The organism is Actinoplanes sp. NPDC023936 (assembly GCF_040639325.1).
Classification (GTDB): Bacteria; Actinomycetota; Actinomycetes; order Mycobacteriales; family Micromonosporaceae; genus Actinoplanes.
In genome coordinates this window covers 25,328-51,224 of the sequence record NZ_JBEZZR010000016.1, presented here as the reverse complement: position 1 = coordinate 51,224, position 25,897 = coordinate 25,328, and the positions used below count along the sequence as shown (strand labels likewise).

Here is a 25,897-nt window from a genome sequence, read left to right as displayed (position 1 = left end):
ATGGACACCTTCATTGACTTCGGATCAGGCCGGGTCTACCGCTGAAGGTCACACCTCTGGGAGGTTCTCATGTCGCTCGAGCTCGACCGCAGACTCGCCGAGACCGGCACCCGGTTCCGGATCTTCCCGCAGCCCCGATTCCTCACCAAGGCCGACGGCTCACCACTGTTCGCCGAGCCGGAGACCATCGTTGTCGCCCCGTCGCCGGGCGCCATCGAAAGAGGACCCGCCGACGACCGGATGTTCGTCGTCGACGCGATCGGCAAGCTCCCCTACAACCAGTTCGTCCGGCCGCCGTTCACCGGTGAGCGCCAGCCGCCGGTGGAACCCGGGCCGGACGGCCATTTCGACCACCTCGACCCGGACAGCCGGGAGTTCTCCGCCGCCACCATGTACGCCACCGTCCGCCGGGTCCTCGACATCTGGGAGGACTACTTCGGCCGGCCGATCCGCTGGCACTTCGAATCCGACTTCGCCCGCCTCGAGCTGATCCCCCTGATCGAATGGAACAACGCCCAGTCCGGGTACGGGTTCCTCGAGTTCGGTTTCGGCCGGACACCCAACGGCACGATCGACCACACCCGGCCGTTCTGCGAGAACTTCGACGTGCTGTGCCACGAGTTCGGCCACAGCGTGATCTTCGCCGAGGTCGGCGTGCCGGCCAGCCCGCTCGACGAGGGCATCGATTACGGCGGCATGCACGAGTCCTCCGGCGACCTGGCCGCGATCGTCGCGTCGCTGCACTTCCACTCGGTCGTCGACATGCTGCTCGAGAACACCAAGGGCAACCTGCTCACCATCAACGGGCTGGACCGGGTCGGCGAGCTCTCCGACAGCCGGCAGATCCGGATCGCCTTCAACGCGATGCGGATGTCCGACGTCGGCAACGAGCCGCACGACCGGTCGCTGCCGCTCACCGGCGCCATCTTCGACACCATGGTCGAGGTCTTCCAGCAGGACCTGGTCGACAAGAAGCTGATCAGCGACGACCTGCGGAACCGCTCGACGAACCTGCCCGGCACCGCCCACGACCTGGACCGGATCCAGGCCGACTTCACCGCCGCGTACACCGGGAACGAGGCCGCCTTCAAGCAGTCACTGCTGCTGGCCCGCGACTATCTGGGCCGGCTGCTCGCGACCACCTGGGCGGCCCTCTCCCCCGACTTCCTCACCTACCACACCATGCTGCGGACGCTGCTCGACGCGGATCGCGCCCTCACCGGCGGCGTCAACGCCGCGATCATCCGGTCCTGTTTCGCCTGGCGCGAGATCGCCCCGGTGCCGACGTCGATGCTGCTGCGCCAGCACACCCTCGCGTCCTGCGGCCTGGACGCCGCGCCGGCGGCGGTCGCCGGCGCCGGTTACGCCCCGATGATCCCGGCGCCGCGCGCGGTCGACGATTACCAGAACCTGCGCCGGTAGTGACCGTGGTGACGGTAGTGCCCGTGGTGCCGATAGTGGCCGTGGTGGCCGTAGCCCGGCTGCCCATAGCCCTGGTGCCCATAGCCCGGCTGCCCATAGCCCGGCTGCCCGTAGCCCGGGTGGTAGCCGTGGCCCTGGCTGCGGGCGATGCGGTGGTTCACCTCGCGCAGCAGACCGTCGAAGGCCGGATTGTGCCGTTTCTGCGACGCGCGGTGCAGCTTGGACGCCACCATCGAGAGCACGAACCGCTTCATCATTCCCACTGCGATCATCTCCTTGCTCCGCTGGGGGGACCATCAACGGTACGGGGTGTTGTCGAGCTTTGAGCTGTACATTCGCTGTGCTTATACAGTTGCTCGATGACCATCCGTCCCGCTGTTCCGGACGATGCCGACGGGCTCGCCGAGGTGCACGTGCGGACGTGGCAGTCGGCGTACCGGGGGCTGATCCCGCAGGCGTACCTGGACGGGCTGTCGGTCGCCGACCGGGCGCGTCAGTGGCGGGAGTGGCTGGGGCGGATCTCGCCACCGCGAGCGGTTCTGGTCCTGGAACCCGGCGTGTCCGGGTTCATCACGGTGGGCGCCGGGGACGAGGACGAGGCCGGTCATGTGTACGCGCTCTACGTGTTGCCGGAGAGGCAGGGGCTCGGTGGTGGGCGGGCGTTGATGGCGGCCGGGCTGGCGGAGCTGGTCGCCGCGGGGTTCTCGGTGGCGACGCTCTGGGTGCTTGACTCCAATCTGGCGGCGCGGCGGTTCTACGAGGCGGGCGGCTGGCACCCTGACGGGGCGACTCTGGTGGACGAGAGCCGGGGCTTCCCGATCACCGAGGTCAGGTATCGGCGGGCGCTGTAGCGCAGCGGCCGGTGGGCACGCCGGCGATCCGCTCGCGGGCGTCGAGGGTGGCGGCGAGCAGCATCTCGTCCGCGCGCATCTCGGCGTCCATGTCGCCGATGCTGAAGCCGGCTCGCCGCCGGGACGCGGTGAACCGGTCCAGCCGGTCGACCATCGGCAGCGCGTGCGGCCCCATCGCGGTGAGGACCCGCAGCGCCTCGGGTCCGAGCATGTCGTCGGACAGGTAACCCTCGAGGACCTCCAGTAGTTCGGCCGCTGCCGGTGGGCCTTCGTGGAGCCACACGGCGCCGGCCGACTCCGCCTGCCCGAAGCCGGGACGCTGGAACAGGCTCCGCAGCTGCCGGTGCTGGCGTGCGGTGAGCCCGCCGTGCCCGGCGAGCCAGGTCAGCAGCTTCGACGCGAGGCGGCCGTGGCGAAGCTGCTCCGGACGGCCGGCGAGGTACCGGTCGGCCACCGCCCGGTCCGACGTGATCCGGAGCAGGGCGAGCGTCGCGCCCTGCGTCGAGTACTGCCGCAGCAGCGGAACCGCGGCTTCGGCGGCGGGACCGATCCGCCCGAGGACTCCGAACACGCAGTCCGGCGTGTCCTTCTCGAGCGCCCTGATCATGGCCATGAGCTCCGGCAACGCGGCGACCGCGGCCGAGCCGAACGCGGCCAGCACGCGCATCGGCAGGGCCGCCGCACACGGATCCGGCTGCTCCGCCAGGATCTGCCGGGCGGCGGCCACCGGCGCCCGCGGGTCGGCGCCGGCGCGTGCGACCGCCCGGAACGCCTCGGCCAGACGGGGCTCGTCACTGCCGGCGAGCGAACCGCCGGCGAGCGAACCGCCGGCGAGCGAACCGCCGGCGAGCGAACCGCCGGCGGGCGAACTGCCGGCGAGCATGAGGCGTACCAGATGCGGCACCGCGCGGTGGTCGCCGGCGCTGCCGAGTGCGACGGCGGCCGGCGCGCCGAGCTCCGGGTCGTCCAGCGTCGCGGCGAGGTCGTCGGCGGCCAGCCGGGACGCGGTCACGGACGCGGCCAGCGCGCGCAGGGCCGACGACCGTACCCCGGAAGGGTTTTCCTTCAGTAAATCGGTCAACACGGGCGTGAGCCGGGCGGGCGCGGCACGCCACTGCCGCATCGCCTCGACTGCCATGCGTACGCCTTCGCGCCTCACCTGCGGATTCGCGGCCGGATCCGTGAGCCGCCGCACCCAGGCGTAGCAGTCCTCTTCCCGATCGAAACCGGTCAGCACCCGCGCCCATCGCTCCCCCGCGGTCAGCCGCAGACAGGACCCTGGCGCGTCGAGAACGCCCGCCGAGGCATCGAGATCGGCCCGGACCGCCGCGTCCAGCCCGGCCCACGCTGCCGGGTCGTCCCGGTCGAAGAGCGCGACGTTCGCCAGGAGCCGGATGGCCGGCACAGGATCCGACCGCAGGCGGTTCAGGTCTGGTCGATGGCGCGGGGCCGAGGCCCAGGTCATGGCGTCCACCAGGGCGATCCGGGCGACCGGATCGGAGCAGGCGTGCAGCGCCGCCGTGGCCCGGTCCGGGTCGGCGGTGGACACCAACAGCGTCGCCGCGGTCCGCCGCACCTGCGGGTCCGCAGCGGCGAGAGCCGCCGCAGCGGCGTCCGCCACCGAGGGCGGGCCGGATTTCTGGGAGAACAGCTGCGCGAGCAGCTCGAAGACCGTCCGCCGGACCGGGGTACGGTCGTCGGCCGCGAAGGTCAGCAAGTGACGCGTCACCGATCCGTCACGATCGGCTCGCACCTCGGCGAAGACCCGTGACCGCACGTCGTTGCCGGGGATCAGCACTTCACCCGAGAGAACGGCCGCGGCCAGCCATCCCCCGTCGTTCAGCGGCGGCACCGCCGCCGGGCCGTTCACCGTGTGTGGCGCGGGGCGCCCTTTCCGTTCGTCATGATCCCGATCCTCGCCCACGGGCCTCCCGGCGCGCAATGTGACTCTCGTCCACCGATCGAGCCATCTCGAAGGTTCGAACGCGGCGTTGTCGACCAGTAGCCCGCTACTCGCAGGCGACGCCGTCTCCGTCGCGGTCGAGGTGGCGGCCGTAGCCGGGGTCTCCGCGGTGGATCGGCGCGGCGCCGGCGTTGCGAACCGCCGTGCAGTTCTTGTAGTAGACCGTGTCCGGCTCTTCGGTCGTCGGCTTCGGCTTCGGCTTCTTTGTCGTGGGCTTCGGCGTGGGCTTCTTCGTCGCCGGTTTCTTGGTCGTGGGCTTCGGCGCCGGCTTTTTTGTCGCGGCTTTCGTCGTCGTCGCGGGCTTCTTCGTCGTCGGCTCGGGGTTCGGGCTCGTCGTCGTCGGCCTGGGTTGCGGCGAACTCCCGGCCTTCGACGGTTCCCGGGTGGGGCTCGGCGACGTGCTTGTGGCAGCCGGCTCGGCCTCCGGATCGCTCGTGGCCGGCACGGCCCCGGGTTCGCTGGTGGTGGAGGCGTTCTTCTGCTCGGGGCCGTCGACCAGGGCGCCGAGAGCGGTGAACCCGCCGCAGCACAGGACGAGGACGCCCGCGGTGATGCCGCCGATGAGTTTCCACGAGGGACGCTTCTTCGCGGGCGGCTGGACGGCGGTGGGCTGTTGCCAGCCGGGCTGCCATCCCGGCTGCTGGCCGGGCTGCTGGCCGGGCTGCTGGGGCGGGAACGGCGGCGGGTTCGGAGGCTGGTAGGTCACCGCACCACCCTGCAGGCTCCGCTGATCATCGTCGATTCCACGATCGGGTGGCGCGGCTCCCCGTTCCGGCAGTTCGGAGGTGGATGTTCATCCATGCTCGACTTGCTCCCCTCCCGTCGGCTGCTGTGAACGGGCGTTCCGGGCGGGTTCCACTGCGGAGGTGGACGCGCTCGCCGCCGACGCCGCGGGGCACGGCTGGACGCTGATGTTCGCGGACCGGCATCCACATGCCGGCGAGCCCGGGACGTATGCCGCGTATCTGGAGAACGCGGCCGGCTTCGAGGTGGACCTCGTAGCGGACGTTTGATCGAGCCTTTCCGTGGCCGTCGCTGCGGTTTGGAAGTCGATCATTTCCAGGGCTCATACTTGGTATGAGCGCATTTTGTTGGCCGGTTCCCGGTGGGCCGAGGAACACTGGGTTCATGGCGCAGCTTTCCCTATTTCCCGTGAGGCATTTGCGGGTTCCTGCTGCGCGCCGCAATTACTCGCCGGAGGCGGAGAGATTCCGGCGTGAGCATCAGCGGCATCGCGCGTGGGGCCTGGTTCAGCGGCACGGTCGGCGGTTGCGTCAACTGCGCGATCAAGCGGATCCTCCGGTGGTTTCCGCGCTCGAACCACCACCAGCACAAGCCCGGACATCGCCACGCCCGGCCCGGACGCCGGCCGCGGCCGCGGTGACGGCTGGGGTTCCGGCGCCGGGCAGCGCGGGGATGGTGGCCGCAGGTCAGGGCGTGGCCGGCGCTGACACGGCCGAACATGCCGAAACCGCGGGCCGAGCCGAAACCGCGGGCCGAGCCGAAACGGCGGGCCGAGCCGAGACAGCGGCGGTACCGGCACGGATAAGCGGATCAGACCAGCCGACAGTGACATCCGAATTCTTGGCAGGCATTGCGGCGCTCTACACGGATAACCGGCCCTGGAAAGGGGGCGCCTCAAGAATTGGCAGGGCTCCTCCTGAAAGGCACAGATTCGGCGCCGGCCTTCGCCCGCGGAAACGCGCTCCCGGTGCTCAGGAAATCGCGGCCCGGACCCGGCTGCTCAGCAGTTCGTACTGCTGGCGGCACCGGCCCGGGGCGCCTTCCGGGCGCTGCAGGACCTGGCCGCCGGTCACCGTCTCGGTGGCGTAGAACTGCTCGATCGTCAGGTCGACCTCGCGGCCGTCCGGGAGACGGTTCCACCAGTGGTGGCCCACCTTGCGGCCGGCCTCGAAGACCTCGCCGAGGATCAACTCTCCGCCGAGCAGGTCGTGCAGCACCAGGGCGGTCACGCCGCACTGTCCACGCGCCGGGTTGTCCGGACGCCAGTGCGGCAGGTCGTGCGGGTCGCATGTGTCGGCGCCCCAGGCCGCGCGCACGATCGGTTTCAGCATTTCCGGTGTCAGCATGCCCGGCAGGTTAGGGCCTCGACCCGCTCGAGAGTCCAACACACCGCTCGGGTCTTGAGGATCGCAGCGTGAGGTGATGGGCTGTTCACCCCATCGCCGAACCTGCCGGGCTGCGAGGTAGATGTTGACCAATCCCTCATGGTGGGCCCTGCCCGGGTGTGCACGATGACGGCCGGCAACGTGGGCGGCGGCAAACCGGACCCGTCCCATCCGGTCTCGGTGAAGCTGCAGAAATGGCTGCTCTTCAGCCTCTGCCTCGCCAGCCTCGGCGTCGGCACCGACCTGGTGGCAGCCGCGTTGAACGCTGAGCGGTTCACGCCCGTCGGCATCCTCGGTAAGGGCGAGTTGTACATGGTGAGCATTGGAATGTTGTTCAGCGCGGCGGGCGAGTTGCTCTACGACCGAACCCGGCTGGAGTCCTCGGGTGCCTGGCAGGTGAGCGTGGCGTTCGTGACGCTGATCGCCGCGACCCTGATCGCTGCGATCTATGGATACGCGAAGGCGGGTCATTCGCAGGAGGCAAGCATCGCGCTCTATTCCGTGGTCTCCATCGGCCTGTCCCTCTGCTGGGGCTTGCTCGTGGTGGTGCTCGCCGGGCTGAGCGGCCGGCCACAATGATCCGGAACGTGGACGCCGTCGCCATCTCGATCGCCTCGCTGACCATTCTGGTCGGGATGGTGGTGACGCTGCTGCTCTTCCGACGCCGATTTCCCGCGATGCGGGGGTCGGTCATCCCGGTGGATTCCGCGTCGGAGGCGTTGCCGCGCATCTGGAACGTGCCACATCGGCCAGTGGTGTTCGTCGGCCGTGAGGCGGAGCTCGACGACCTCTCGCGCAGGATGCGGGCCGCGCAGTCCACCGTCGTGGTCCAAGCGGTGCACGGTCTCGGCGGGGTCGGCAAGACCACGCTGGCGATCGAGTACGCCAACCGGGCCGCCTACGCCTACGACATCGTCTGGTGGATCGACGCCGAGGACAGCGACCGGGTGCCGGAGCAGCTGGCTCGGCTCGCCGTCGTCGCCGGATGGACCGCTGCGGACACCGACGTGACAGGAGCGGCCGAGGCCGCTCTCCGGCAGCTCGGCACGACCGGGCGATGGCTGATCATCTTCGACAACGCGATCCGTCCGGATCACCTGCGTCCCTGGCTGCCGCAGGGCCCCGGCCACATTCTGATCACCTCCCGCGATCCGGGCTGGGGACAGGTGGCCGAGGGCGTTCGCGTCCACCAGTTCACCCGCGCCGAGTCGATGTCACTGCTGCGCGCCACATTGCCGGATCTCGGCGGGGTCGACGCCGAGGCTCTGGCCGCAGCGCTCGGCGACCTGCCGCTGGCTCTCGCGCAGGCGGCCGCGTTCCTCGAAGTCACCGGGATGTCGCCGTCCGCCTACATCCGGGAACTGGAGCGCGACCCGTCCGGGATTCTCTCCGACCCGGCGCCCGGCCAGCTGGGATCCTCTCTGGCAGCAGCCGTGACAATGGCTGAGCGGCGGGTCGCCGAGATCGACCTGGTCGCCGCACAGGCACTGCGCATCGTGGCGTTCCTCGCGCCCGAGCCGTTCCCGGCCGACGGTTTCCTGCTCGCGGCCGAGGCGGGTGTCCTGCCCGAACCGCTGGCTTCGGCAGCTCGCTCCGCGCACGGCCTGCGGCGTGCGTTGTCGACCGCCGTACGGTTCGGTCTCGCGCAGCTCAACGCCGACGGGTTGTTGATGCACCGTCTCACCCAGGCGATCCTGCGGGAGCGGCTGACCGCCGAGCACGGGCACCTGCGCCATACCGCGGCACTTGTGGTCGCGGCGGCACTACCCCCGGAGACGGACTCACCGGCGTATTGGCCACGATGGATGGTGCTGCTGCCGCACCTGCTCGCGGTCGACACCGCCGACGAGGACGACGCGGTACGCCTCGCTCGCCTCCGCTCGGTGCGGTACCTCCTGGTTCGCGGTGACGCCGCGACGGCGGAACATCTCAATGCGGGCCTTCTGCGTCGGTGGCGAATCACGCTCGGCGAGGATCACCCGGACACGCTCCTCGCGGCTCACCTGCTCGCCGACGCCTGTCGTGACCTCGGCCGATACGAAAATGCCCGCCTGCTCGACCAAGACACGTTCGAACGCCGCCGCGCCGTCTTCGGCGCGGACTCTCCGCCGACCCTCGCCTCGGCGAACAGTCTCGCCGTCGACCTGTTCCTGCTCGGCCGTCCGGAGCAGGCCCGCGTGCTCGACGAACAGATCGTCGCGGGGATGCGCCGATTGATGGGTGACGACCACCCGGACACCCTGGTGTCGGTCGGCAACCTGGCGCGTGACCTGTCGGCCCTCGGCCGCTACGAGGAGGCACGAGCGCTCGACGAGGACGTCCTCGCCCGCCGCCGGCGGGTGCTCGGCGAGGAGCACCCGGACACCCTGATGTCTGCCAGCAACGTGGCTCGGGTGCTGTCCGTTCTCGGCGAGCACCGCAGCGCTCGGGAGGTCGACGAGGAGATCCTGGCCATCCGGCGGCGGGTCCTCGGCGAGGACCACCCGGACACCCTCGTCTCGGCTGCCAACCTCGGTGTCGACCTGCAGATCCTCGGTGACCACGAGGCGGCGCGCTCTCTCCTTCAGGAGGTGCTGCTCCGCCGGCGCCGAGTCCTCGGCGAGCAGCATCCCGACACTCTCGCCACGATGAGCGATCTCGCCGTCGTACTCGGTGCCCTGGGCGACCACCAGCAAGCCGTGCGCTACACGGAATCCGCCCTGGCGACCCGTCGGAACCTGCTCGGCGACGAGCATCCTGACACACTCGCCGCCGCGAACAACCATGCCGCGGCGTTGCGTGCCACGGGTGCCATCGAACAGGCCCGGCGGCTGGACGAGAGCACCCTCGAACGGCGTCGCCGCGTCCTCGGCGAAAGCCATCCCGATACGCTGGCGTCAGCGGGGAATCTCGCCATCGACTTGCAGCTGAGCGCCGGGCAACGCCCGGCGGAGGGGACCCCCGATGACTGATCGCGCAGCGTCCGGCCCGGTCTGGGAGAACAGCGGCGTCGTCAACATCTTCCAGGGACAGGTTCACGCGAGCGGAGTCGTGTTCGGCGGGACACACCGAATTTCCGACGACGTGCTGGACCTGATCAGCGTTCTCCGGGAACGGGTCACCGCACTGCCCGCTGGCGAACACCTGGTGGACGATCTGGACGCCCTCGCCACCGAGCTGCGACGGCGGGAGCCGGACCGGGGCCACGTCCACGAGATTCTGGGTCGGCTCACCGCCGAGACACGCGACGAAGGGACGCTGACGGCAGCCGTCGCCGACCTGGCCTCGAGGATCGCCGCGCGCCTCTGAGGGCCGGCGTTCGATCTCAGCCGCTGTACGGCAGCTGGGAGTAGGTGACCGGGGACGGCATGGGTGGTTGCTGGCGGGGCAGGCGGCGGTGGAGGCGCTGGCGTTCCAGGGCGATCCACTCCCGGCCCTCGGCCGCGACCGCCTCCAGGATGTGGGTGGCGCTGGTGACGCCGGCGGCGTCCGACGCCAGCCTGGCCAGGTGGTCGGCGCTCTCGCGGTAGTCGTCGATGGGCTCGTCGGCGAAGTCGTCGAGGAGGACGCGGATGCGTTCGCCGTTGTTCAAGGAGAGCTGGAATGCCTGGCGCGAGACCAGCTTCTGGTCGTCGACGCGGAGGCCTACCTCGGTGACCCGGACCGAGCCGATCGCGTCGTAGCGGAACGTGGTGCGCCGCTCGCCGGAGAACGCGCCGGTCATGAAGTCGAGGCGGGTCTGCACCTGGCGGACGCCGCCCTCGGTGAGCAGGAACAGCAGGACCGTGTAGGCCGAATGCCGGAACGGGCCGCCCACGTCGCGGGCGCGGCGGCTGCGCGGGGCGGCCTCGGTGAGGGTCAGGTGGGTGAGGAGGTCACGGTTGGAGAGACGGTAGTCGGCCATCACGCCGCGCTTCCAGTGCGCCAGGTCCAGGGCCAGCCAGTTGCCCATCTCCACGTCGGTGGGACGGTCCGCGAGCCAGGCTACCCACCTGTCGTAGGCGAGACATTCGGCCTGGTAACGCTCCTGGAACTCGGCGGCGTCGAGGGCGATCCGGCGGCGTTCGCCGTAGAGGGCCAGGCCGCCGCGATGGGCGAGGCGGGCGCCGAACCAGAGCAGCGGAGCGGCCACCACCAGGGCGCACGCGGTCATCGCGGTCGCCGAGAGCAGGACGATGAGCCCGGCGCCGGCGAGCGCGGCGAGGCCGCCGAGGAACGCCGGGGACATGGCGGCGGGACGGTACTGGCGGCGGAAGTCGTCCAGACTGCCGTCGCGCCAGCGCCCTGCGATGCCTTCGGCGTGGTGCGCGGCCAGCCACCGGATCGCTTCGGGACGGATGCCGCGTACGCCGTACAAGTCAATCAGGTCTCCCTGCAGCGCCGTGCGCAAGCCGGTGGTGTCGCGCCAGAAGGCGTCGCGCATCTGGTGCTCGCGGGGTTGCTGGGCGGTGAAGGCCGTGTCGACGATGGCGCTGATCGCATCGGCGAAGCCGGCGCTCAGCGAGCCGCCGCCGGGTCCGGTGTAGGCGGGCCGCCGACCGGTCTGGAACTCGTCCTCCTTCGCGGCGAGCCGGCTGCGCAGGAACGCGCGGTCCAGACCGTGCCGGACCACCGCGTAACCACCGGCCACCAGCAGCACGAACACCGTCACCGCGGCGACGACGCTGCGGGTGCCGGCGGCCTGCACCAGCGTCACCGCGCCGACGAGCAGCAGCGCGCCGCCGCCGGCCAGCGGCAACCAGGTGGACTCGGCCGGCGCCGGACACGCGATCTTGGCGATCGGCTCGGCCGGGTCGGGCTCGAAGAATTTGGGTACGCGCACCGCACGGTCCCCACTCATCCGGGCACGGCGCACGTGGTCGGCGTTGAGGTCCTCGATGTGGTCCTGGGCGACCCCGGAGAGCGTGAGCGTCAGGTGCCGCTCGATCTCCTGGCGGTCGTCGTCGGGCAGCGTGGCGTAGGCCTGCAACGCCCGGCCGAGGGCCGGCGCCGCGGGCTGGCCGTCCGGACCGACCACGAGCAGCGCGTTCACCAGCATCCGGATGGTCTCCACGCAGCGCCACCAGCGGCCGCTCGGATGCCGCTCGGACATCGCGAACGCCTGCTCCAGCTGGTGCATCTCGTTGCCGCTCAAGCTGGTCAGGGACCGGCCGCTGAGCACCGACAGCACCCAGTGGTAGGCGACCTCGGCGGAGCTGAGCCGATCCTCGAAGACCAGCGCGGAGATCCGGCGTTCCGCCTCCCGCGGCGAGCCGCCGCGCAGGTAGTTCACCGCCACCTGCAGTCTCTCGGAGGGGCCGGCGGCCGGCGCGGTGTGGTAGATGGTGGCGTTGCCGTGCAGCACGCCGATCTGCGCGCCGATGTGCAGGTCGCCGTCGGCCTCGTTGGCGTACATGCTCACGCCGGCCACCCTTCGACGGCGGCGATGACCGAACCGGCGAGCGCGCCGAAACCGGCGACCCCCTCCAGCATTCCGCTGAGCCGTCGCAGGGCGCGGACCGCACGGTTCCGGTCGGTGCTCGCCAGGGCGGTCCGGGCCGCCTCGATCTCGTGCTCGGCCTCCTCGCGCACGTCGCGGTCCAGGCCGGCGTCGCGCAGCGCGGCGCGCAGCCGGTCGAGTTCCGCGTCGAGCGGGCCGGCGGCTCCGGCCGTGATCGCGCCGGTCGTGATCGTTCCGGCGTTCTGGGCGACCTGCAGCCCGATGTGCACGTTCCCGCCCGCGGCGTTCTGGAAGTACATGTCCGTCTCTTTCCGGCACCGCGACCCGTCGTCGCGCTCGGCCGGTAGTCTGTCCGCGCCCCGGGGCACGGCCAGCCAGTCGAACGGCCGACACCCTTACGAGAACGCCGCTGAGCTGGGCGGATGTCCGGGACGCCGGCCACGGTTTCCCTCGATCGAGGGAGCTGTCACATTCCGGCGGGCCGGTTCGTCCACTGTGCATGGACACCGCTGCGGTCACGATGACCGTCGTCACCGCGCTGCTCACCGGCAGCGCCGCCGTCTTCTATCTGATCGGTCACGAGTACCCGAAGACGCAGGCCGACATGAAGGGCATCCCGCGCCGGTTCGTCAGGGTGCTGGGGCTGTTGCTGGCGGCCGGCACGGCCGGGCTGCTGGCCGGGCTGGCCGTGCCGTGGCTGGGCCGGCTCGCCGCCGCCGGTCTCATCCTGTACTTCGTCGGCGCGATCGTCGCGCACCTGCGGGTCGGGTCGCGCAACGTCATCGGGGCGGTGGTGTTCCTGGCGGCGTCAGTGACCACCCTGGCCCTGTCGCTCGGCTAGGACGTCGGCGTAGTGCTGGTTGCGCATGACGCCGAGGATGTTGCCGAACGGGTCGAGCACCGACGCGGTGACGTATCCGGCGCCGCGCTCGACCGGCTTGTCGTGCGGCGCGGCGCCGAGCGCGAGCAGCCGGCGGTAGGCCGCCTCGACGTCGTCGACCGCCCAGTAGATGATCGCGCCGGTTGCCTCGCCGGTGTGCCGGTGCGGCGCGTACGCGCTGTTCAGCACGCCGAACTCGTGCTGGTAGTCGCCGACCCGCCATTCCAGGTAGGCGCCGTCCCGGACGAAGTACGGCTCCTGCTCGAACACCGAGGTGTACCAGGCGCGGGCCGCGTCCAGGTCGTCGGCGAAGAAGGTGACGGTGGTGAATCCGCGAAGCGTTGTCATGGGATCGATGCTGCCGGTTGAAGTGCTCACCTTCTGAGCACTTTTTCGGCGAGACTGAGCGGCATGCGTGCTGATCGTCTCGTCGCGGCTCTCCTGCTGATGCAGGCACGGGGCCGGGTCACCGCCGCCGAGCTGGCCGCCGAGCTGGAGGTCTCGGTCGCCACCGCGCGGCGGGACCTGGAGGCGCTGTCGGCGGCCGGCATCCCGGTCTATCCGCAGCCCGGCCGGCACGGCGGCTGGCAGCTGATCGGCGGCGCGCGCACCGATCTGAGCGGCCTGTCCGCACCGGAGGCACGAGCGTTGTTCCTGCTCGCCGGGCCCGCCGCGGACTCCTCCGACGAGCTCAAGGCCGCCCTGCGCAAGCTGCTGCGGGCGCTGCCTGAGACGTACCGCGACGAGGCCCGGGCGGCCACCGGCGCGACGCTGCGGGATCCGGCCGGCTGGGGTGAACGCGGCCGGTACGTCCCCGGCGACGTGCGGATCCTGCAGGAGACGGTGGTGCGCCGCCGGGCGATCCGGTTCCGCTACCGGGACGCGACGCGCGAGGCCGACCCGTGGGGCGTGATCGACAAGGACGGCGTCTGGTACCTGCTGGCCGGCACCGATCGGGGCCGCCGCACCTTCCGGGTCGACCGGCTCAGCGATCTCACGGTGCTCGATCGGCCGTTCGAGCGTCCCAGCGATTTCGCCCTGGACCGGGCGTGGACCGAGGTGGTCGGCGCGATCGAGGAACGCCGCTCCCGGACCTGGGCCACCGTGCTGATCCCGGAGCGTTTCCTCTGGGTGCTGCAGGACCAGTTCGGGCTCCACTGCCATCCGGGCGAGGTGCTCGCCGACGGCCGGGTGCGGGCCCGGGTCGGCGCGCCCACACCCCGTGACATCGCGCGCACGCTCTCCGGGTGGGGCGCGGCCGTGGAGGTGGAGGATCCCGATGCGGTACGGGCGGAGCTGTCCCGCATCGGTGCGGAGCTGGTGGCCCTCTACCGCGTCACGGCTTCAGCGCCCGGCTGAGACGATCGAGCGCGGCGCTGAAGTCGTCGGCGGAGAGGTGCCCGAACCCGAGCCGGAACACGCTGTCCTCCTCACCGAACCAGGAGCCCGGCGCGACACGTACCTCAAGGTCGTGAAGTCGCTGGTAGAAACCCTGATCCTCGACTCTGAGGCAGCACAGCGGGCCGCCGTCCGGCACCACCATCGGCACCTCGTTCGCGGCGGCCCACTCGCGCAGCGTCGCCAGCTGCTCGGCCAGGAACTTCGCCCTCGGCGCGAGGATCTCGCCGGCCCGGGACAGCACCCGGGCCGCCAGGAACTCGTCAACACCGGAACACGCGATCGTGGTGTGGAACTTGGCGTCGCGCAACTGCTCGTACAGATCAGGATCGGTCACCGTGAGCCAGCCGACGCGCAGGCCAGGCGCGCCGTGCGCCTTGGAGACCGAGCCGCAGGTGACGATCCCCGCGCCGGCCGGCGGCGGAACGCTCGCGTCCCCGTAGGTCGAGAAGCGATACGTCTCATCGACCAGGATGACCGCCTGCGGCGCGCGTTCCCGCACGGCGTCGACCAGTTCCCGCAGCTCACCCGGGGTCAGATTCACGCCCGACGGATTCTGCGGCGAAGCCAGCGACACCAATCTGGTACGGGGCCCGAGCGCCGCCGTGATCCCCGGGAGCGGCAGCTGGTACCCGTCGTCGAACGACGCCCGCACCACGCGGATCTCGGCTCCCAGCGCCTCCGGGACCGCCCGTGCCGGCGGGAAGCACGGCGTGACCAGGAGGACCTCGTCACCGGGGCGGATCAGGGCCTGGGCCAGAAGGAACATCCCGTCGACCGCGCCGGCGGTCACCAGCACCTGGTCGGCGGTCACTCCGGACCCGGCGGCGATCAACTCGCGCAGGCGGGCGTCACCGCGCGTGGTGCCGTATCCCAGCGGCACCGCGGCGAGCTCCTCCGGGCTGGCGAGCTGACCGACGCTGACCGGCGGGCAGGTGCTCTCGGCCAGGTCGTAGCGGGCGTGGTCGTCGATCAGCGAGGTCATCGGGCTGGCAGCGAAGACGGTCATGTCCCCATCGTCGGCTTCGGGGGCGTTCCCCGGCAGAGCCAATGCCGCTAGATTGGTTTGCTGATGGAGCCAATCGGGTTGGTGGAGCGTCTCGGCCGCTGGTCGTCCGGGCGCGGCGCGCTGTACCTGCTGCTCGCCGCCCGGATCCGCACGCTGATCGACGACGGCGAGCTGCCGCCGGGCACGCTGCTGCCGCCCGACCGGGTCCTGGCGACAGCGCTGTCGGTCGGCCGCAGCACTGTCGTCGCCGCGTACGACCTGCTCGCCGCGGAGGGCCGGATCGTGCGGCGGCAGGGCAGCGGCACCCGGGTGGCCGGCCCGGACGCCGGCGCCCCGCGCCCCACCACCGAGGCGCCCGGCTTCCTGCACCTGCTCGAACCCCGCGACGGCGTGATCATGCTGGCCTGCGCGGCGCCGGACGCGCCGCCGCCGGAACTGGTCGACGCGTACGCCCGGATCCTCCCCGACCTGGCCGGGATCGCCGGCGACATCGGGTACCACCCGATCGGGCACCCGGTGCTGCGGCAGGCCATCGCTGACCGATATCGGTCGCGCGGGCTGCCGACCTCGCCGGATCAGATCCTGGTCACCACCGGCGGGCAGCAGGCGCTCACGCTGCTGGCCCGGACCCTGGTCCGGCCCGGGGACCGGGTGCTGGTGCAGGCGCCGACGTATTTCGGGGCCCTCGAGGCGTTCCGGGCGGAGGGGGCGGTACCGGTGACGTCGTCGATGGCCGGGGTTGCCGCCGTCTACGGGATCACCGCTTTCCGCAACCCGACCGGCGAGGTGGTGCCGGAGCCCGCGCGCCGGCGGACGGCCCGGTCGGCGGCGGCGGCCGGGGTGCCGCTGATCGACGACGAGGTGCTGTGCGACCTGGGGTTTCCCGGCGTGGAGGCGCCGCCGATGGCGGTTCACTCGGCCGACGTGATCACCGTCGGGTCGCTGAGCAAAGTGGTCTGGGGCGGGCTGCGGGTCGGCTGGGTGCGGGCCTCCGCCGGGATGGTGGCGCGGCTCGCCCGGATGCGTACCGTGATGGATCTGGGCGGGAACGTCCCCGCGCAACTCGCCGCCGCGGCCCTGCTTCCGGCGCTGGACGCGCTGGTGGCGCGGTCGGCGGTGCGGCGGAAGGCTCAGCACGATCACTTGCGGTCAGAGCTGGGGCGGCTGCTGCCGTCGTGGGAGGTTCCGGCGGTGCCCGGCGGGCAGACCCTGTGGGTGCGGCTGCCGTCCGGGGACGGCGGGTCGTTCACGCAGGTGGCGCTGCGGCACGGGGTGGCGGTGCTGCCGGGGGCCGGGCTGGACGCCGGGGGTGGCAGCGGGGATCGGTTGCGGGTGCAGTTCATGGCTTCGGCGGAGGAGCTGGGGGAGGCGGTGCGGAGGCTGGCGGGGGCCTGGGAGGAGTATGAGGCGAGGCCCAGCCGGGAGCCGTTCCCGCCGGTGATGGCCGTTTGAACGACACTGACAACCAGCCGGGCCGCCCTCACCGGCGCTCACCTCGCGTAGTTCGCGCAGTTCGCGCAGTTCGCGCTCGAGCTCGTCGCGCAGGCGCGGACCAGCGCTCCCCCACGCGCCCTGGGCCGGCGGAGCGTACGCCAGAGCGGCTATCCAAGCTTGATCACATGCCTGGGCTACGGCCGGGCGACGCCAGCCGTAGGCCAGAGCGGCTATCCAAGCTTGATCACATGCCTGAGCTACGGCCGGGCGACGCCAGCCGTAGACCAGAGCGGCTATCCGGGCTTGATCACATGTGTGAGCTACGGCCGGGACGGCGCGTTCCAAGATCGGGGGATGCCACCTCGTGACAGCCGTGTAGGCCGAATATCTGCTGGTAGCGGAGTTTTCTTGATCAGCCAGCAGGGACAGCGCTGAGGGCCAGCCGGAGCACCTACCCGCCCGGCACCGACTCCTCGAACAACAGCAGCGTCCGGGTGCTGACCACACCCTGCATCCCCTGGATCTCGTCGAGCACCAGGTGCCGCAGCTCGCTGTTGTCCGCCACCCGGACCAGCAGGATCACGTCGAAGTCACCGCCGACCAGTCCGATGTGCACGACCCCGGGCAGCAGGCGCAACCGGGCGAGCACCTCCCGCCAGTTGGCCTGCTGCAGATTGAGCGTCACATAGGCGGCAGTGGTCAGGCCGGCCGCGACCGGGTCGACGTCGGCGTGGAAGCCGCGGATCACGCCGTCCTGCTGCAGGCGGGCGACGCGGGCATAGGCGTTGGCGCGCGAGATGTGCAGCGTCTCGGCGAGCGTACGCATGGACATCCGCCCATCGGTCGCGAGTTCCGCGAGGATGCGCCGGTCGGTGTCGTCGAGCACGGTGCCACCTGTCTCGCGGGGCGGCGCGGAGCACGCCAGATCTTGGACGATTGGACGCGGGGAACCCCCCCAATTTAAACAATATCTCGGGTTCGGCGGAGATATGGTGTTCAATTGGCTGCCAAATCAGAATCCGTGCATGACACGTGACGCAGCCCACCTGCTGCCGTCCACGGAGCCGGTGACGCTCATCGACCCGGACGGCCACCCCGTTCCGCACGTCGGCCTCGACATGCCCGACCCCCAGGCACTCGTCCACGCGTACGCCGCACTGATCGCCGCCCGCCGCTTCAACGACCAGGCGAACGCCCTGGTCCGGCAGGGCCGCCTCGCGGTCTACCCCTCTTCGCACGGTCAGGAGGCCTGCCAGGTCGCCTGTGTTCAGGTTCTCGGCGACGACGACTGGCTGTTCCCCACCTACCGGGACAGCGCGGCGATCGTGGCGCGCGGCGTCGACCCGGTGCAGGCGCTGACGCTGCTGCGCGGCGACTGGCACAGCGGTTACGACCCGCTCGCCACCCGGGTGGCGCCGCAGGCCACGCCGCTCGCCACCCACCTGCTGCACGCGGTCGGGGTGGCGCACGCGGCCCGGCTGCGCGGCGAGCCGACCGTGGCGATGGCGCTCTGCGGCGACGGCGCGACGAGCGAGGGTGACTTCCACGAGGCACTCAACTTCGCCGCGGTGTTCCGTACCCCGGCGGTGTTCTTCATCCAGAACAACGAATACGCGATCTCCGTGCCGCTGTCGCGGCAGACTGCCGCGCCGTCGCTCGCGCACAAGGGCATCGGGTACGGGGTCCAGGGCGAACGCGTTGACGGGAACGACGTGGCGGCGCTGCTGAGGGTCCTCGGCACGGCCGTGGAGCGCGCCCGGTCCGGGGCGGGTCCGCAGCTCGTGGAGGCGCACACCTACCGGGTGCAGGCGCACACGAACGCCGACGATCCCGGCCGGTACCGTTCCGCCGACGAGGTGACGCCCTGGCTGAGCCGCGATCCGATCACCCGGCTCACCACGTACCTCGATGATCGGAATCTGATCGGCGCGGCGGAGAAGACCGCGTTCGCGGCGCGGGCCGAGGATCTCGCCGAGCGGATGCGCGCCGGCCTGAACGCGGAGACGGTCGCCGACTACCGGGACCTGTTCACGCACGTCTATGCCGAGCCCACTGCCCAGCTGCTCGAACAGCAGGCGATGGTGGCCGACGAGCTGTCCCGGGAGGTGGCTCGATGAGCACCGAGAAACTGACCATGGCGCACGCGCTGAACCGGGCGTTGCGCGACGCGATGCGCGCCGACGAGACGGTGGTGATGTTCGGCGAGGACGTCGGCCCGCTCGGCGGCGTCTTCCGGATCACCGACGGGCTGACCGCGGAGTTCGGCGAGCAGCGCTGCTTCGACACCCCGCTCGCCGAGTCCGGCATCCTCGGGATGGCGATCGGGATGGCGATGAACGGCATGCGCCCGGTCGTGGAGATGCAGTTCGACGCGTTCGCCTACCCCGCGTTCGAGCAGCTGGTGAGCCACGCCGCGAAGATGCGCAACCGGACCCGCGGCCGGGTCGGCGTGCCGATCGTGATCCGGGTGCCGTACGCGGGCGGGATCGGCGGGGTGGAGCACCACTGTGACTCGTCGGAGGCGTACTACGCGCACACGCCGGGCCTGCACGTGGTCGCGCCGTCCGACCCGGCCGACGCCTACGGGCTGCTGCGCCGGGCCATCGAGTCCCCGGACCCGGTCGTCTTCCTGGAGCCGAAGAAGCTGTACTTCTCCCGCGCCGAAGCCGACCTGACCACCGCCGTGCCGCCGATCGGCCGGGCCGTGGTGCGCCGCCCGGGAACCGACGCCACGCTGATCGCGTACGGCCCGGCGGTTCCGGTCGCGCTGGAGGCGGCCGAGGCAGCCGCGCAGGAGGGCCGCAGCCTGCAGGTGGTGGACCTGCGCTCGATCGTCCCGTTCGACGACGCGACGGTGTGCGAGGCGGTCCGGTCCACCGGCCGGGCCGTGGTGATCGCCGAGGCGGCCGGGTTCGCCAGCGTGTCGTCCGAGGTGGTGGCCCGGGTGACCGAGCGCTGCTTCCACTCGCTGCACGCCCCGATCCGGCGGGTCACCGGCTTCGACATCCCGTTCCCGCCGCCGAAGCTGGAACACGTCCACCTCCCGTCGGTGGACCGCGTCCTCGACGCCGTCGACGAGCTGCAGTGGGAGTACGCGTGAACACGTTCACCCTGCCCGACCTCGGCGAGGGCCTGACCGAGGCGGAGATCGTGCGCTGGCTGGTCGCCGAGGGCGACGTGATCGAGGTCGATCAGCCGGTGGTCGAGGTGGAGACCGCGAAGGCGATGGTCGAGGTGCCGTCCCCGCACGCCGGCCGGGTCACGACCCGGCACGCCGCCGAGGGCACGACGCTCGCCGTCGGCGCGCCCCTGATCACGGTGGCCGCGCCGGCCGAGGAATCCGGTTCCGGCAACGTCCTGATCGGGTACGGGACGACGCCCGGCCCGGGAGCGACCCGGCATCGCCGCCCGAAGGGCCGCACGTCGTCTGCCGCTTCTTCCGCGCCGGCGGGCCGGTCCGCTCGGGTGGTGTCGCCGCTGGTCCGGCGGCTGGCGCGGGAGAGCGGCGTGGATCTGTCCGCGCTGCGCGGCACCGGGCCGGGCGGCGTGATCACCCGCCAGGACGTGGAGGCCGCCGCGCGGCCGGTCGCTCCGGTCCCCGCCGCCGCGGGCGCCGCGGGCGAGCGCCGCATCCCGCTCAGCGGGTTCCGCAAGGCCGCGTCGGCGGTGCTCAGCCGCAGCCGGACCGAGATTCCCGAGGCGACCGTCTGGGTGGACGTCGACGCCACCGCCCTGTGGGACCTGCGGCAGCGCACCGAACCCGGCCTGCTCGCCTACGTGGCCCGGTTCGTCGTGGCCGGGCTGCGCAGATACCCCGTCCTCAACGCCCGCCTCGACACCGAACGCCAGGAGATCGTCGAACTCGACGAGATCAACCTGGGGATCGCGGTCCAGTCCGACCGCGGCCTGGTCGTCCCGGCGGTGGCGGGCGCCCAGGCGATGACGACCGGCATGCTCGACGCGGCGATCCGGGACGTGACGGCCCGCGCCCGCCGGGGCGAGTCGACCGCGCCGGGCACGTTCACGCTCAACAACTACGGCGCGTTCCGCGTCGACGGCAGCGCCCCGATCATCAACCATCCCCAGGTGGCCATGCTCGGCCTGGGCCGGATCATCGATCGCCCGTGGGTGGTGGACGGGGCGTTGACCGTACGAAAGATCGCGCAGTTGTCCTTCGTCTTTGATCACCGGGTGTGTGATGGCGGGACGGCTGCCGGTTTCCTGCGCACCGTGGCCGATGCGATGGAGGATCCGGCGTCGGCGCTGGCCGGGCTCTGACCTGCGGCCCTGCCCTCGGGGAGTCCCCCGGGGGCCAGGGCGGCCCGGCCGTCTCATCGCCTCCTGTCCGGTGCCGATCAGACCTATGGCGGGCAGGGACCACCTCGACGATCGGCCGGGATACGGGACACATGAGCAACATGACGATCGGGCGGCGGCTGGGCGCCGGATTTCTCGTGGTCGTCCTCACCATGGTGGCGCTCGTCGTCGTCGGCGTGGTGCAGGTCAACCGGATCAACGACAAGCTGACGGTGATCAACGACGTCAACGCGGTGAAGCAGCGCTACGCGATCAACTTCCGGGGCAGCGTCCATGACCGGGCGATCGCGGTCCGCGACGTCGTCATCGCGACCTCGACCACGGAGCTGAACAACGAGGTCGCCCTGATCGACGAGCTCGCGGCCACCTACGCCGACTACGACACGAAGATGAACGAGATCTTCACCGACGAGTCCAAGGTCAACGACGCGGAGAAGGCGGCCCTCGCCGAGATCAACGCGGTCCAGGAGACCACGCTGCCGCTGATCGACGAGATCATCGCGCTCAAGCGCGCCGGCTCGCAGAGCCAGGCGGTCACGCTGCTGGGCGAGGAGGTCGAGCCGGCGTTCCTGGAATGGCTACGGGTGATCAACGTCTTCATCGACCTCGAGGAGTCGATGAACAGCGCCGAGTCGACCAGCGCCCGCAGCATCGCCGACAACTTCCGGCTGCTGATGTACCTGCTGCTCGCCGCGGCCGTCGCGCTCGCCGCCCTGATCGCCTGGCGGGTCACCCGCAGCATCACCGGCCCGCTCGGTGACGCCGCCGAGGTCCTCGCCGGCGTGGCGGAGGGCAATCTGACCCGGCGTCTCGAGGTCCGGTCCGGCGACGAGGTCGGGCAGATGAGCCGCTCGATGAACACCGCCCTCGACTCGATCAGCACCGCGATGAACCGGATGGCGGCCGGCGCCACCACCCTGGACACCGCCGGTGACCGCCTCCGCCGGGTCTCCGCGCAGCTCGCCCAGGGCGCCCGGGAGTCGTCCTCGCAGGCGGACGTCGTCGCCGCCTCCGCCGACGAGGTGTCCCGCAACGTGAACACCGTCGCCGCCGGCGCGGAGGAGATGGGCGCCTCGATCCGCGAGATCTCGCACAGCGCCAACGAGGCAGCCACCGTGGCCAGCAAGGCCGTCACGGCGGTGAAGACGACCACCGCCTCGGTGTCCCGGCTCGGCGCCTCCAGCCGGGAGATCGGCGACGTCGTCAAGACGATCACCAGCATCGCCGAGCAGACCAACCTGCTCGCCCTCAACGCGACCATCGAGGCGGCCCGGGCCGGCGAGCTCGGCAAGGGCTTCGCCGTCGTGGCCGGCGAGGTCAAGGACCTGGCTCAGGAGACGGCCCGGGCCACCGAGGACATCTCCCGGCGGGTGCAGGCCATCCAGGCCGACACGGCCGGGGCGGTCTCCGCCATCCAGGAGGTCTCCGAGGTCATCGAGCAGATCAACCAGTACCAGACGACGATCGCCTCGGCCGTGGAGGAGCAGACCGCCACCACGCAGGAGATGAACCGCAGCGTCGCGGTGGCCGCCGAGGGGTCCGGTCAGATCGCCGCGAACATCGGCAACGTCGCGACGGTCGCCCGGGACACCACCACCCTGGTCCAGGAGTCGGAGCAGGCGGTCGGCGAACTGACCCAGGTCACCGCCGAGTTGCGGACGCTCGTGGCGGCCTTCCGCTTCTGACCGGGCGCACACCCGACGGCCGGCTCAGGGGTGAGCCGGCCGTTTCCGGCGACGGTCAGATGAGGCCGAGCTTGCGGACGGCCTCGCGCTCCTCGACCAGCTCGGCCACCGAGGCGTCGATGCGGGTACGGGAGAAATCGTCGATCTCCAGGCCCTGGACGATCTCGAACCGGCCGCCCTTCGCGGTGACCGGGAACGACGAGATCAGGCCCTCCGGCACGCCGTAGGAGCCGTCCGAGACGACAGCGGCCGACGTCCAGTCGCCCTCGGCGGTGCCGTTCACCCACGTGTAGACGTGGTCGATCGCGGCCGACGCGGCGGACGCGGCCGACGACGCGCCACGGACCTCGATGATCTCGGCGCCGCGCTTGGCGACCCGCGGGATGAACTCGTCGGCGAGCCACGCCTGGTCGTTGATGGCGTCGCGGACGCTCGAGCCGTTGACCGTGGCGTGCGAGACGTCCGGGTACTGCGTCGCGGAGTGGTTGCCCCAGATGGTGACCTTCTTGAGGGCCTCGACCGAGACGCCGAGCTTGCCGGCGAGCTGCGCCAGCGCGCGGTTGTGGTCGAGGCGGGTCATCGCGGTGAACCGGTCGGCCGGCACGTCCGGGGCGTGCTGCTGGGCGATCAGGGCGTTCGTGTTGGCCGGGTTGCCGACCACGAGAACCTTGATGTCCGAGGCGGCGCCGGAGTTGATCGCCTCACCCTGCGGCTTGAAGATGCCACCGTTGGCCTCGAGCAGGTCGCCGCGCTCCATGCCCTTGGTGCGGGGCCGGGCGCCAACGAGCAGGGCCACGTTGGTGCCCTCGAACGCCTGCTTCGGGTTGTCGAACACGTCCACACCGGCGAGCGCCGGGAACGCGCCGTCCTCCAGCTCCAGGGCGGTGCCCTCGGCGGCGCGGGTGGCGGCCGGGATCTCCAGGAGCCGCAGCTTCACCTTCTTGTCCGCCCCGAGCAGCTGCCCGGAGGCGATCCGGAACAGCAACGCGTACCCGATCTGCCCCGCAGCGCCAGTGACGGTTACGTTGATCGGCTCGGCCATGAGCATCTCCCTGTTAACAGTGTGGGTACGCGATTGTGATCCACACACCTTATAAGGCGTTCAGCGGACGCAGGCCATGATAAGTACCTCACTAACCAGCCGCGCGCAGGAGCTACCATCACCCGTCCGTGTAGCCCGCCGGGCGGCCGTGATGGCCGGTCGAGGGGCCGTGATCGCCCGCCGGGTCTTCTTGCCGGCCCGGCCGTGATCGCCCGCCGGGTCTTCTTGCCGACCCGGCCGTGGACGCGTGCCGGATCGGTGTGCGGCCCCGCTCACCCGGACACTACGCTGCCCGGCATGAGACCGGAGCCGCTGCGGCCCGGCGACCTGGTCGCTCTCGTGTCGCCGGCCGGCCCGGTGCGCCCGGAACAGGCCGAGGGCGCCGCCCGGGTCCTTCGCGGCTGGGGGCTACGGACCCGGTTCGGGACTCATGCGCGGGGACGGCGTGGCTTTCTCGCCGGGACCGACGACGAACGGCTCGCCGATCTCGACGCCGCTCTGCGGGATCCCGAGGTGCGCGGTGTGGTCTGCCTGCGCGGCGGTTACGGCACCCAGCGGATCGCGGACCGGATCGACTTCGCCGCCGTGCGGGCCGACCCGAAGCTGGTCATGGGTTTCTCCGACATCACGGCGCTGCACGCGGCGCTCTGGTGCGAGACCGGCCTGGCGACCGTGCACGGCCCGACCGGCGCGAGCCTGCCGGCTTCGGCCGCGGATGTGCGCCGGGCCCTGATGACCAGCGAGCCGGTCACGCTGACGGGCGAGAGCCCGGCCGGCGCGGCGTCCGGTGGTCAGCCCGGCGGGGCGGCGTCCGGTGATCAGCCCAGCGGGGCGGCGTCCGGTGATCAGCCGGGCCGCGTGGCGTCCGGTGATCAGCCCAGCGGGGCGGCTTCCGGTGATCGGCCGGGCCGGGTGGCGTCCGGTGTTCTGCTCGGCGGGAATCTGACCATGCTTGCCACCAACGTCGGAACACCGCACCAGCTCGACCTTCGCGGGGCGATCCTGCTGCTGGAGGAGACCGGCGAGGCGCCCTATCGGGTCGACCGCATGCTGGTGCAGCTGGAGCGTTCCGGAAGCCTCGACGGGCTGGCCGGGCTCGTGCTCGGCCGGTTCCTGCCGGAGGAGCCCCGCGAGGTCATCGCCGACCACGTCGAGCGGCTCGGCGTACCCGTGCTGCGCGGCCTGGAGGTGGGCCACGACGGGCCGCAAGCCGCTGTCGGCCTCGGCGTGCCGGCGCACCTGGACGCCGAGGCCGGCACCCTCACCGTGCAGTCGGCGTGCAGGCCCGCTGATCCCGGGAGGCGTAGCAGCGCAGCGGCGGCTCCGCCGTCAACTGCTGGGCGGTGACCATCGCGTTGGCGCTCTGCACCAGCGCGGCCGCCGCCCGGGTGGGGAAGGTCGCCGGATCGACCGCCGGCATCAGCGGCGGACCGCACCTGCCTGCGCCGATCCGAGCGGGCTGCGCGGGGCCCGGGTGGGTGAGCGCGTCCATGCCGATCAGGTACGCGGCGTTGTCGTAGGCGAGCCCGAAGTGCTCGACGGTCTCACCCGGGCAGATCCGGTTGACTTCGATGTTGCTGACGTTGGCGCCGGCCGGCAGAACCGACGAGCTGTACGGCACGACGATCTCGTCCAGGTGCGTCATGATCTGCGTGTAGTCGATGCCCGGCCAGGTCTGCGGCCCGTCGTTGAGCGCCGCGAGGAACCGTGACCCAGTCCGCTGCTGCCACCGCGCCGCCGGGCACTCCCCCGCCGCCTCGCACTGGGCGACGAACGTGTTCGTCCCGTGGTTCGGCGGCGCGAGCGCGACGTACTCGTCCACCATCGTCCGCGTGTCCGGCCAGTACTTCAGCGCCCACCGCCCGATCAGCCCGCCCTGGCTGTGCCCGACCAGCGCGATCGGCGACTGGGCGGCATCGTGCAGGGTGCGGATCGCCTGCACCACATGCTCGGCGGCGACCTGGACGTCCCCGCTGGCGTCCTCCGGCAGGTCGATCCCGCAGTACGCCCGCTTCTCGATGGCGAACGCCCGAGCCCAGTTCCAGGAGAAGTTCGCCCGGAAGTTCGACCCGGTCCCGTGGATGAGCAGCACCGGCGCCCGCCCGGCGCGAGCGCTGGCGGCCGCGTCCCCGACACAGTGCAGCGCCAGTTTCGTGACGGCGAGCGGAGGCCCGGGCTCCCGGCTGGGCATGGCGAACGCCGCGCCCACCCCGGTGACGAGGACGGCAGCGGCGCCCAGCAGAAGGGCGCGAACGCCGAACGGACGAGATCGTTGCTGACGCATGGCGCGGGTGCTCCTCGTGGCTGTGACCTACCAGCGAGGGGAACGATCAGCACCGTACGCAGTG

At 71.4% G+C, this 25,897-nt stretch carries 25 protein-coding genes; 14 read left to right on the top strand and 11 right to left on the bottom strand.

Annotation, left to right across the window (positions count from 1 at the left end; genetic code table 11):
• Nucleotides 1-69: 69 nt before the first annotated feature.
• Nucleotides 70-1,422 (top strand): hypothetical protein, encoded by a 1,353-nt coding sequence (locus AB0F72_RS21615; protein ID WP_360434069.1) that lies wholly within the window; start codon nt 70-72, stop codon nt 1,420-1,422.
• Here AB0F72_RS21615 and AB0F72_RS21610 read toward each other — a convergent pair.
• A complete protein-coding gene (locus tag AB0F72_RS21610) occupies nt 1,401-1,694 on the bottom strand; it encodes a hypothetical protein (RefSeq protein ID WP_360434066.1) in 294 nt (97 codons plus the stop codon). The genes AB0F72_RS21615 and AB0F72_RS21610 overlap by 22 nt on opposite strands.
• An 87-nt stretch (nt 1,695-1,781) precedes the next feature.
• Between AB0F72_RS21610 and AB0F72_RS21605 the strand changes: the two genes are divergently transcribed.
• Entirely contained in the window at nt 1,782-2,273 is a 492-nt protein-coding gene (locus tag AB0F72_RS21605) for a GNAT family N-acetyltransferase (RefSeq protein ID WP_360434063.1), read from the top strand.
• On the opposite strand, the gene AB0F72_RS21600 is transcribed toward AB0F72_RS21605, so the two are convergent.
• Nucleotides 2,251-4,197 carry a hypothetical protein gene (locus tag AB0F72_RS21600; RefSeq protein ID WP_360434060.1) on the bottom strand — a complete coding sequence of 649 codons (1,947 nt, stop codon included), beginning with the start codon at nt 4,195-4,197 and terminating at the stop codon, nt 2,251-2,253. The two genes, AB0F72_RS21605 and AB0F72_RS21600, sit on opposite strands and share 23 nt — an antisense overlap.
• An 85-nt stretch (nt 4,198-4,282) precedes the next feature.
• A complete protein-coding gene (locus tag AB0F72_RS21595) occupies nt 4,283-4,942 on the bottom strand; it encodes an excalibur calcium-binding domain-containing protein (protein WP_360434056.1) in 660 nt (219 codons plus the stop codon).
• Nucleotides 4,943-5,102: 160 nt separating this feature from the next.
• Here AB0F72_RS21595 and AB0F72_RS21590 point away from each other — a divergent pair, with 160 nt between their 5' ends.
• The gene (locus AB0F72_RS21590; RefSeq protein ID WP_360434053.1) at nt 5,103-5,249 is read left to right on the top strand and encodes a hypothetical protein; all 147 of its coding nucleotides are present in this window, start codon (nt 5,103-5,105) and stop codon (nt 5,247-5,249) included.
• A gap of 702 nt (nt 5,250-5,951) precedes the next feature.
• Here AB0F72_RS21590 and AB0F72_RS21585 read toward each other — a convergent pair.
• Nucleotides 5,952-6,326 (bottom strand): hypothetical protein, encoded by a 375-nt coding sequence (locus AB0F72_RS21585; RefSeq protein ID WP_360434050.1) that lies wholly within the window; start codon nt 6,324-6,326, stop codon nt 5,952-5,954.
• A 138-nt stretch (nt 6,327-6,464) separates the two neighbouring features.
• Here AB0F72_RS21585 and AB0F72_RS21580 point away from each other — a divergent pair, with 138 nt between their 5' ends.
• From AB0F72_RS21580 to AB0F72_RS21570, 3 genes are read left to right on the top strand one after another with little or no spacing between them, the layout of a single operon-like run.
• Nucleotides 6,465-6,944: a hypothetical protein gene (locus AB0F72_RS21580; RefSeq protein ID WP_360434047.1), complete on the top strand. Its 480-nt coding sequence runs from the start codon at nt 6,465-6,467 to the stop codon at nt 6,942-6,944.
• Nucleotides 6,945-6,952: 8 nt separating this feature from the next.
• On the top strand, nt 6,953-9,316 hold the full coding sequence (gene fxsT / locus AB0F72_RS21575) for an FxSxx-COOH system tetratricopeptide repeat protein (protein ID WP_360434044.1): 2,364 nt from the start codon (nt 6,953-6,955) through the stop codon (nt 9,314-9,316).
• The gene (locus tag AB0F72_RS21570; RefSeq protein WP_360434041.1) at nt 9,309-9,653 is read left to right on the top strand and encodes a hypothetical protein; all 345 of its coding nucleotides are present in this window, start codon (nt 9,309-9,311) and stop codon (nt 9,651-9,653) included. The genes fxsT and AB0F72_RS21570 overlap by 8 nt, the downstream gene beginning before the upstream one ends.
• A 16-nt stretch (nt 9,654-9,669) precedes the next feature.
• Here AB0F72_RS21570 and AB0F72_RS21565 read toward each other — a convergent pair whose 3' ends face one another.
• Together AB0F72_RS21565 and AB0F72_RS21560 are read right to left on the bottom strand one after the other, a co-directional pair.
• A complete protein-coding gene (locus tag AB0F72_RS21565; protein WP_360434038.1) occupies nt 9,670-11,745 on the bottom strand; it encodes a hypothetical protein in 2,076 nt (691 codons plus the stop codon).
• The gene (locus AB0F72_RS21560) at nt 11,742-12,083 is read right to left on the bottom strand and encodes a hypothetical protein (RefSeq protein ID WP_360434035.1); all 342 of its coding nucleotides are present in this window, start codon (nt 12,081-12,083) and stop codon (nt 11,742-11,744) included. Before AB0F72_RS21560 ends, AB0F72_RS21565 begins: the two co-directional genes overlap by 4 nt.
• A 200-nt stretch (nt 12,084-12,283) precedes the next feature.
• On the opposite strand from AB0F72_RS21560, the gene AB0F72_RS21555 reads away from it, so the two are divergent.
• Nucleotides 12,284-12,625, top strand: coding sequence for a DoxX family protein (locus AB0F72_RS21555; protein ID WP_360434032.1), 342 nt, complete (start codon nt 12,284-12,286; stop codon nt 12,623-12,625).
• Here the strand turns inward: AB0F72_RS21555 and AB0F72_RS21550 are convergent.
• On the bottom strand, nt 12,593-13,012 hold the full coding sequence (locus tag AB0F72_RS21550; RefSeq protein WP_360434029.1) for a VOC family protein: 420 nt from the start codon (nt 13,010-13,012) through the stop codon (nt 12,593-12,595). The genes AB0F72_RS21555 and AB0F72_RS21550 overlap by 33 nt on opposite strands.
• Before the next feature lie 63 nt (nt 13,013-13,075).
• Here AB0F72_RS21550 and AB0F72_RS21545 point away from each other — a divergent pair, with 63 nt between their 5' ends.
• A complete protein-coding gene (locus AB0F72_RS21545; RefSeq protein ID WP_360434026.1) occupies nt 13,076-14,023 on the top strand; it encodes a WYL domain-containing protein in 948 nt (315 codons plus the stop codon).
• Here AB0F72_RS21545 and AB0F72_RS21540 read toward each other — a convergent pair.
• Nucleotides 14,001-15,071: a pyridoxal phosphate-dependent aminotransferase gene (locus tag AB0F72_RS21540; protein WP_360434023.1), complete on the bottom strand. Its 1,071-nt coding sequence runs from the start codon at nt 15,069-15,071 to the stop codon at nt 14,001-14,003. The genes AB0F72_RS21545 and AB0F72_RS21540 overlap by 23 nt on opposite strands.
• Nucleotides 15,072-15,134: 63 nt before the next feature.
• On the opposite strand from AB0F72_RS21540, the gene AB0F72_RS21535 reads away from it, so the two are divergent.
• On the top strand, nt 15,135-16,523 hold the full coding sequence (locus AB0F72_RS21535) for a PLP-dependent aminotransferase family protein (RefSeq protein WP_360434020.1): 1,389 nt from the start codon (nt 15,135-15,137) through the stop codon (nt 16,521-16,523).
• A gap of 433 nt (nt 16,524-16,956) precedes the next feature.
• Here the strand turns inward: AB0F72_RS21535 and AB0F72_RS21530 are convergent, their stop codons facing one another.
• A complete protein-coding gene (locus AB0F72_RS21530) occupies nt 16,957-17,391 on the bottom strand; it encodes an Lrp/AsnC family transcriptional regulator (RefSeq protein WP_360434017.1) in 435 nt (144 codons plus the stop codon).
• Between the two features lie 139 nt (nt 17,392-17,530).
• On the opposite strand from AB0F72_RS21530, the gene AB0F72_RS21525 reads away from it, so the two are divergent.
• From AB0F72_RS21525 to AB0F72_RS21510, 4 genes are all read left to right on the top strand, one after another.
• A complete protein-coding gene (locus AB0F72_RS21525; RefSeq protein WP_360434014.1) occupies nt 17,531-18,622 on the top strand; it encodes a thiamine pyrophosphate-dependent enzyme in 1,092 nt (363 codons plus the stop codon).
• A complete protein-coding gene (locus AB0F72_RS21520; RefSeq protein ID WP_360434011.1) occupies nt 18,619-19,605 on the top strand; it encodes an alpha-ketoacid dehydrogenase subunit beta in 987 nt (328 codons plus the stop codon). The genes AB0F72_RS21525 and AB0F72_RS21520 overlap by 4 nt, the downstream gene beginning before the upstream one ends.
• Nucleotides 19,602-20,783: a dihydrolipoamide acetyltransferase family protein gene (locus AB0F72_RS21515; protein ID WP_360434008.1), complete on the top strand. Its 1,182-nt coding sequence runs from the start codon at nt 19,602-19,604 to the stop codon at nt 20,781-20,783. Before AB0F72_RS21520 ends, AB0F72_RS21515 begins: the two co-directional genes overlap by 4 nt.
• A gap of 131 nt (nt 20,784-20,914) precedes the next feature.
• Nucleotides 20,915-22,507 (top strand): methyl-accepting chemotaxis protein, encoded by a 1,593-nt coding sequence (locus tag AB0F72_RS21510; RefSeq protein ID WP_360434005.1) that lies wholly within the window; start codon nt 20,915-20,917, stop codon nt 22,505-22,507.
• Between the two features lie 55 nt (nt 22,508-22,562).
• On the opposite strand, the gene AB0F72_RS21505 is transcribed toward AB0F72_RS21510, so the two are convergent.
• Nucleotides 22,563-23,549: a malate dehydrogenase gene (locus AB0F72_RS21505; RefSeq protein WP_360434002.1), complete on the bottom strand. Its 987-nt coding sequence runs from the start codon at nt 23,547-23,549 to the stop codon at nt 22,563-22,565.
• A gap of 297 nt (nt 23,550-23,846) precedes the next feature.
• Here AB0F72_RS21505 and AB0F72_RS21500 point away from each other — a divergent pair, with 297 nt between their 5' ends.
• Nucleotides 23,847-24,896 (top strand): LD-carboxypeptidase, encoded by a 1,050-nt coding sequence (locus AB0F72_RS21500; RefSeq protein WP_360433999.1) that lies wholly within the window; start codon nt 23,847-23,849, stop codon nt 24,894-24,896.
• On the opposite strand, the gene AB0F72_RS21495 is transcribed toward AB0F72_RS21500, so the two are convergent.
• Entirely contained in the window at nt 24,811-25,833 is a 1,023-nt protein-coding gene (locus AB0F72_RS21495) for a lipase (RefSeq protein WP_360433996.1), read from the bottom strand. The genes AB0F72_RS21500 and AB0F72_RS21495 overlap by 86 nt on opposite strands.
• Nucleotides 25,834-25,897: the final 64 nt, after the last annotated feature.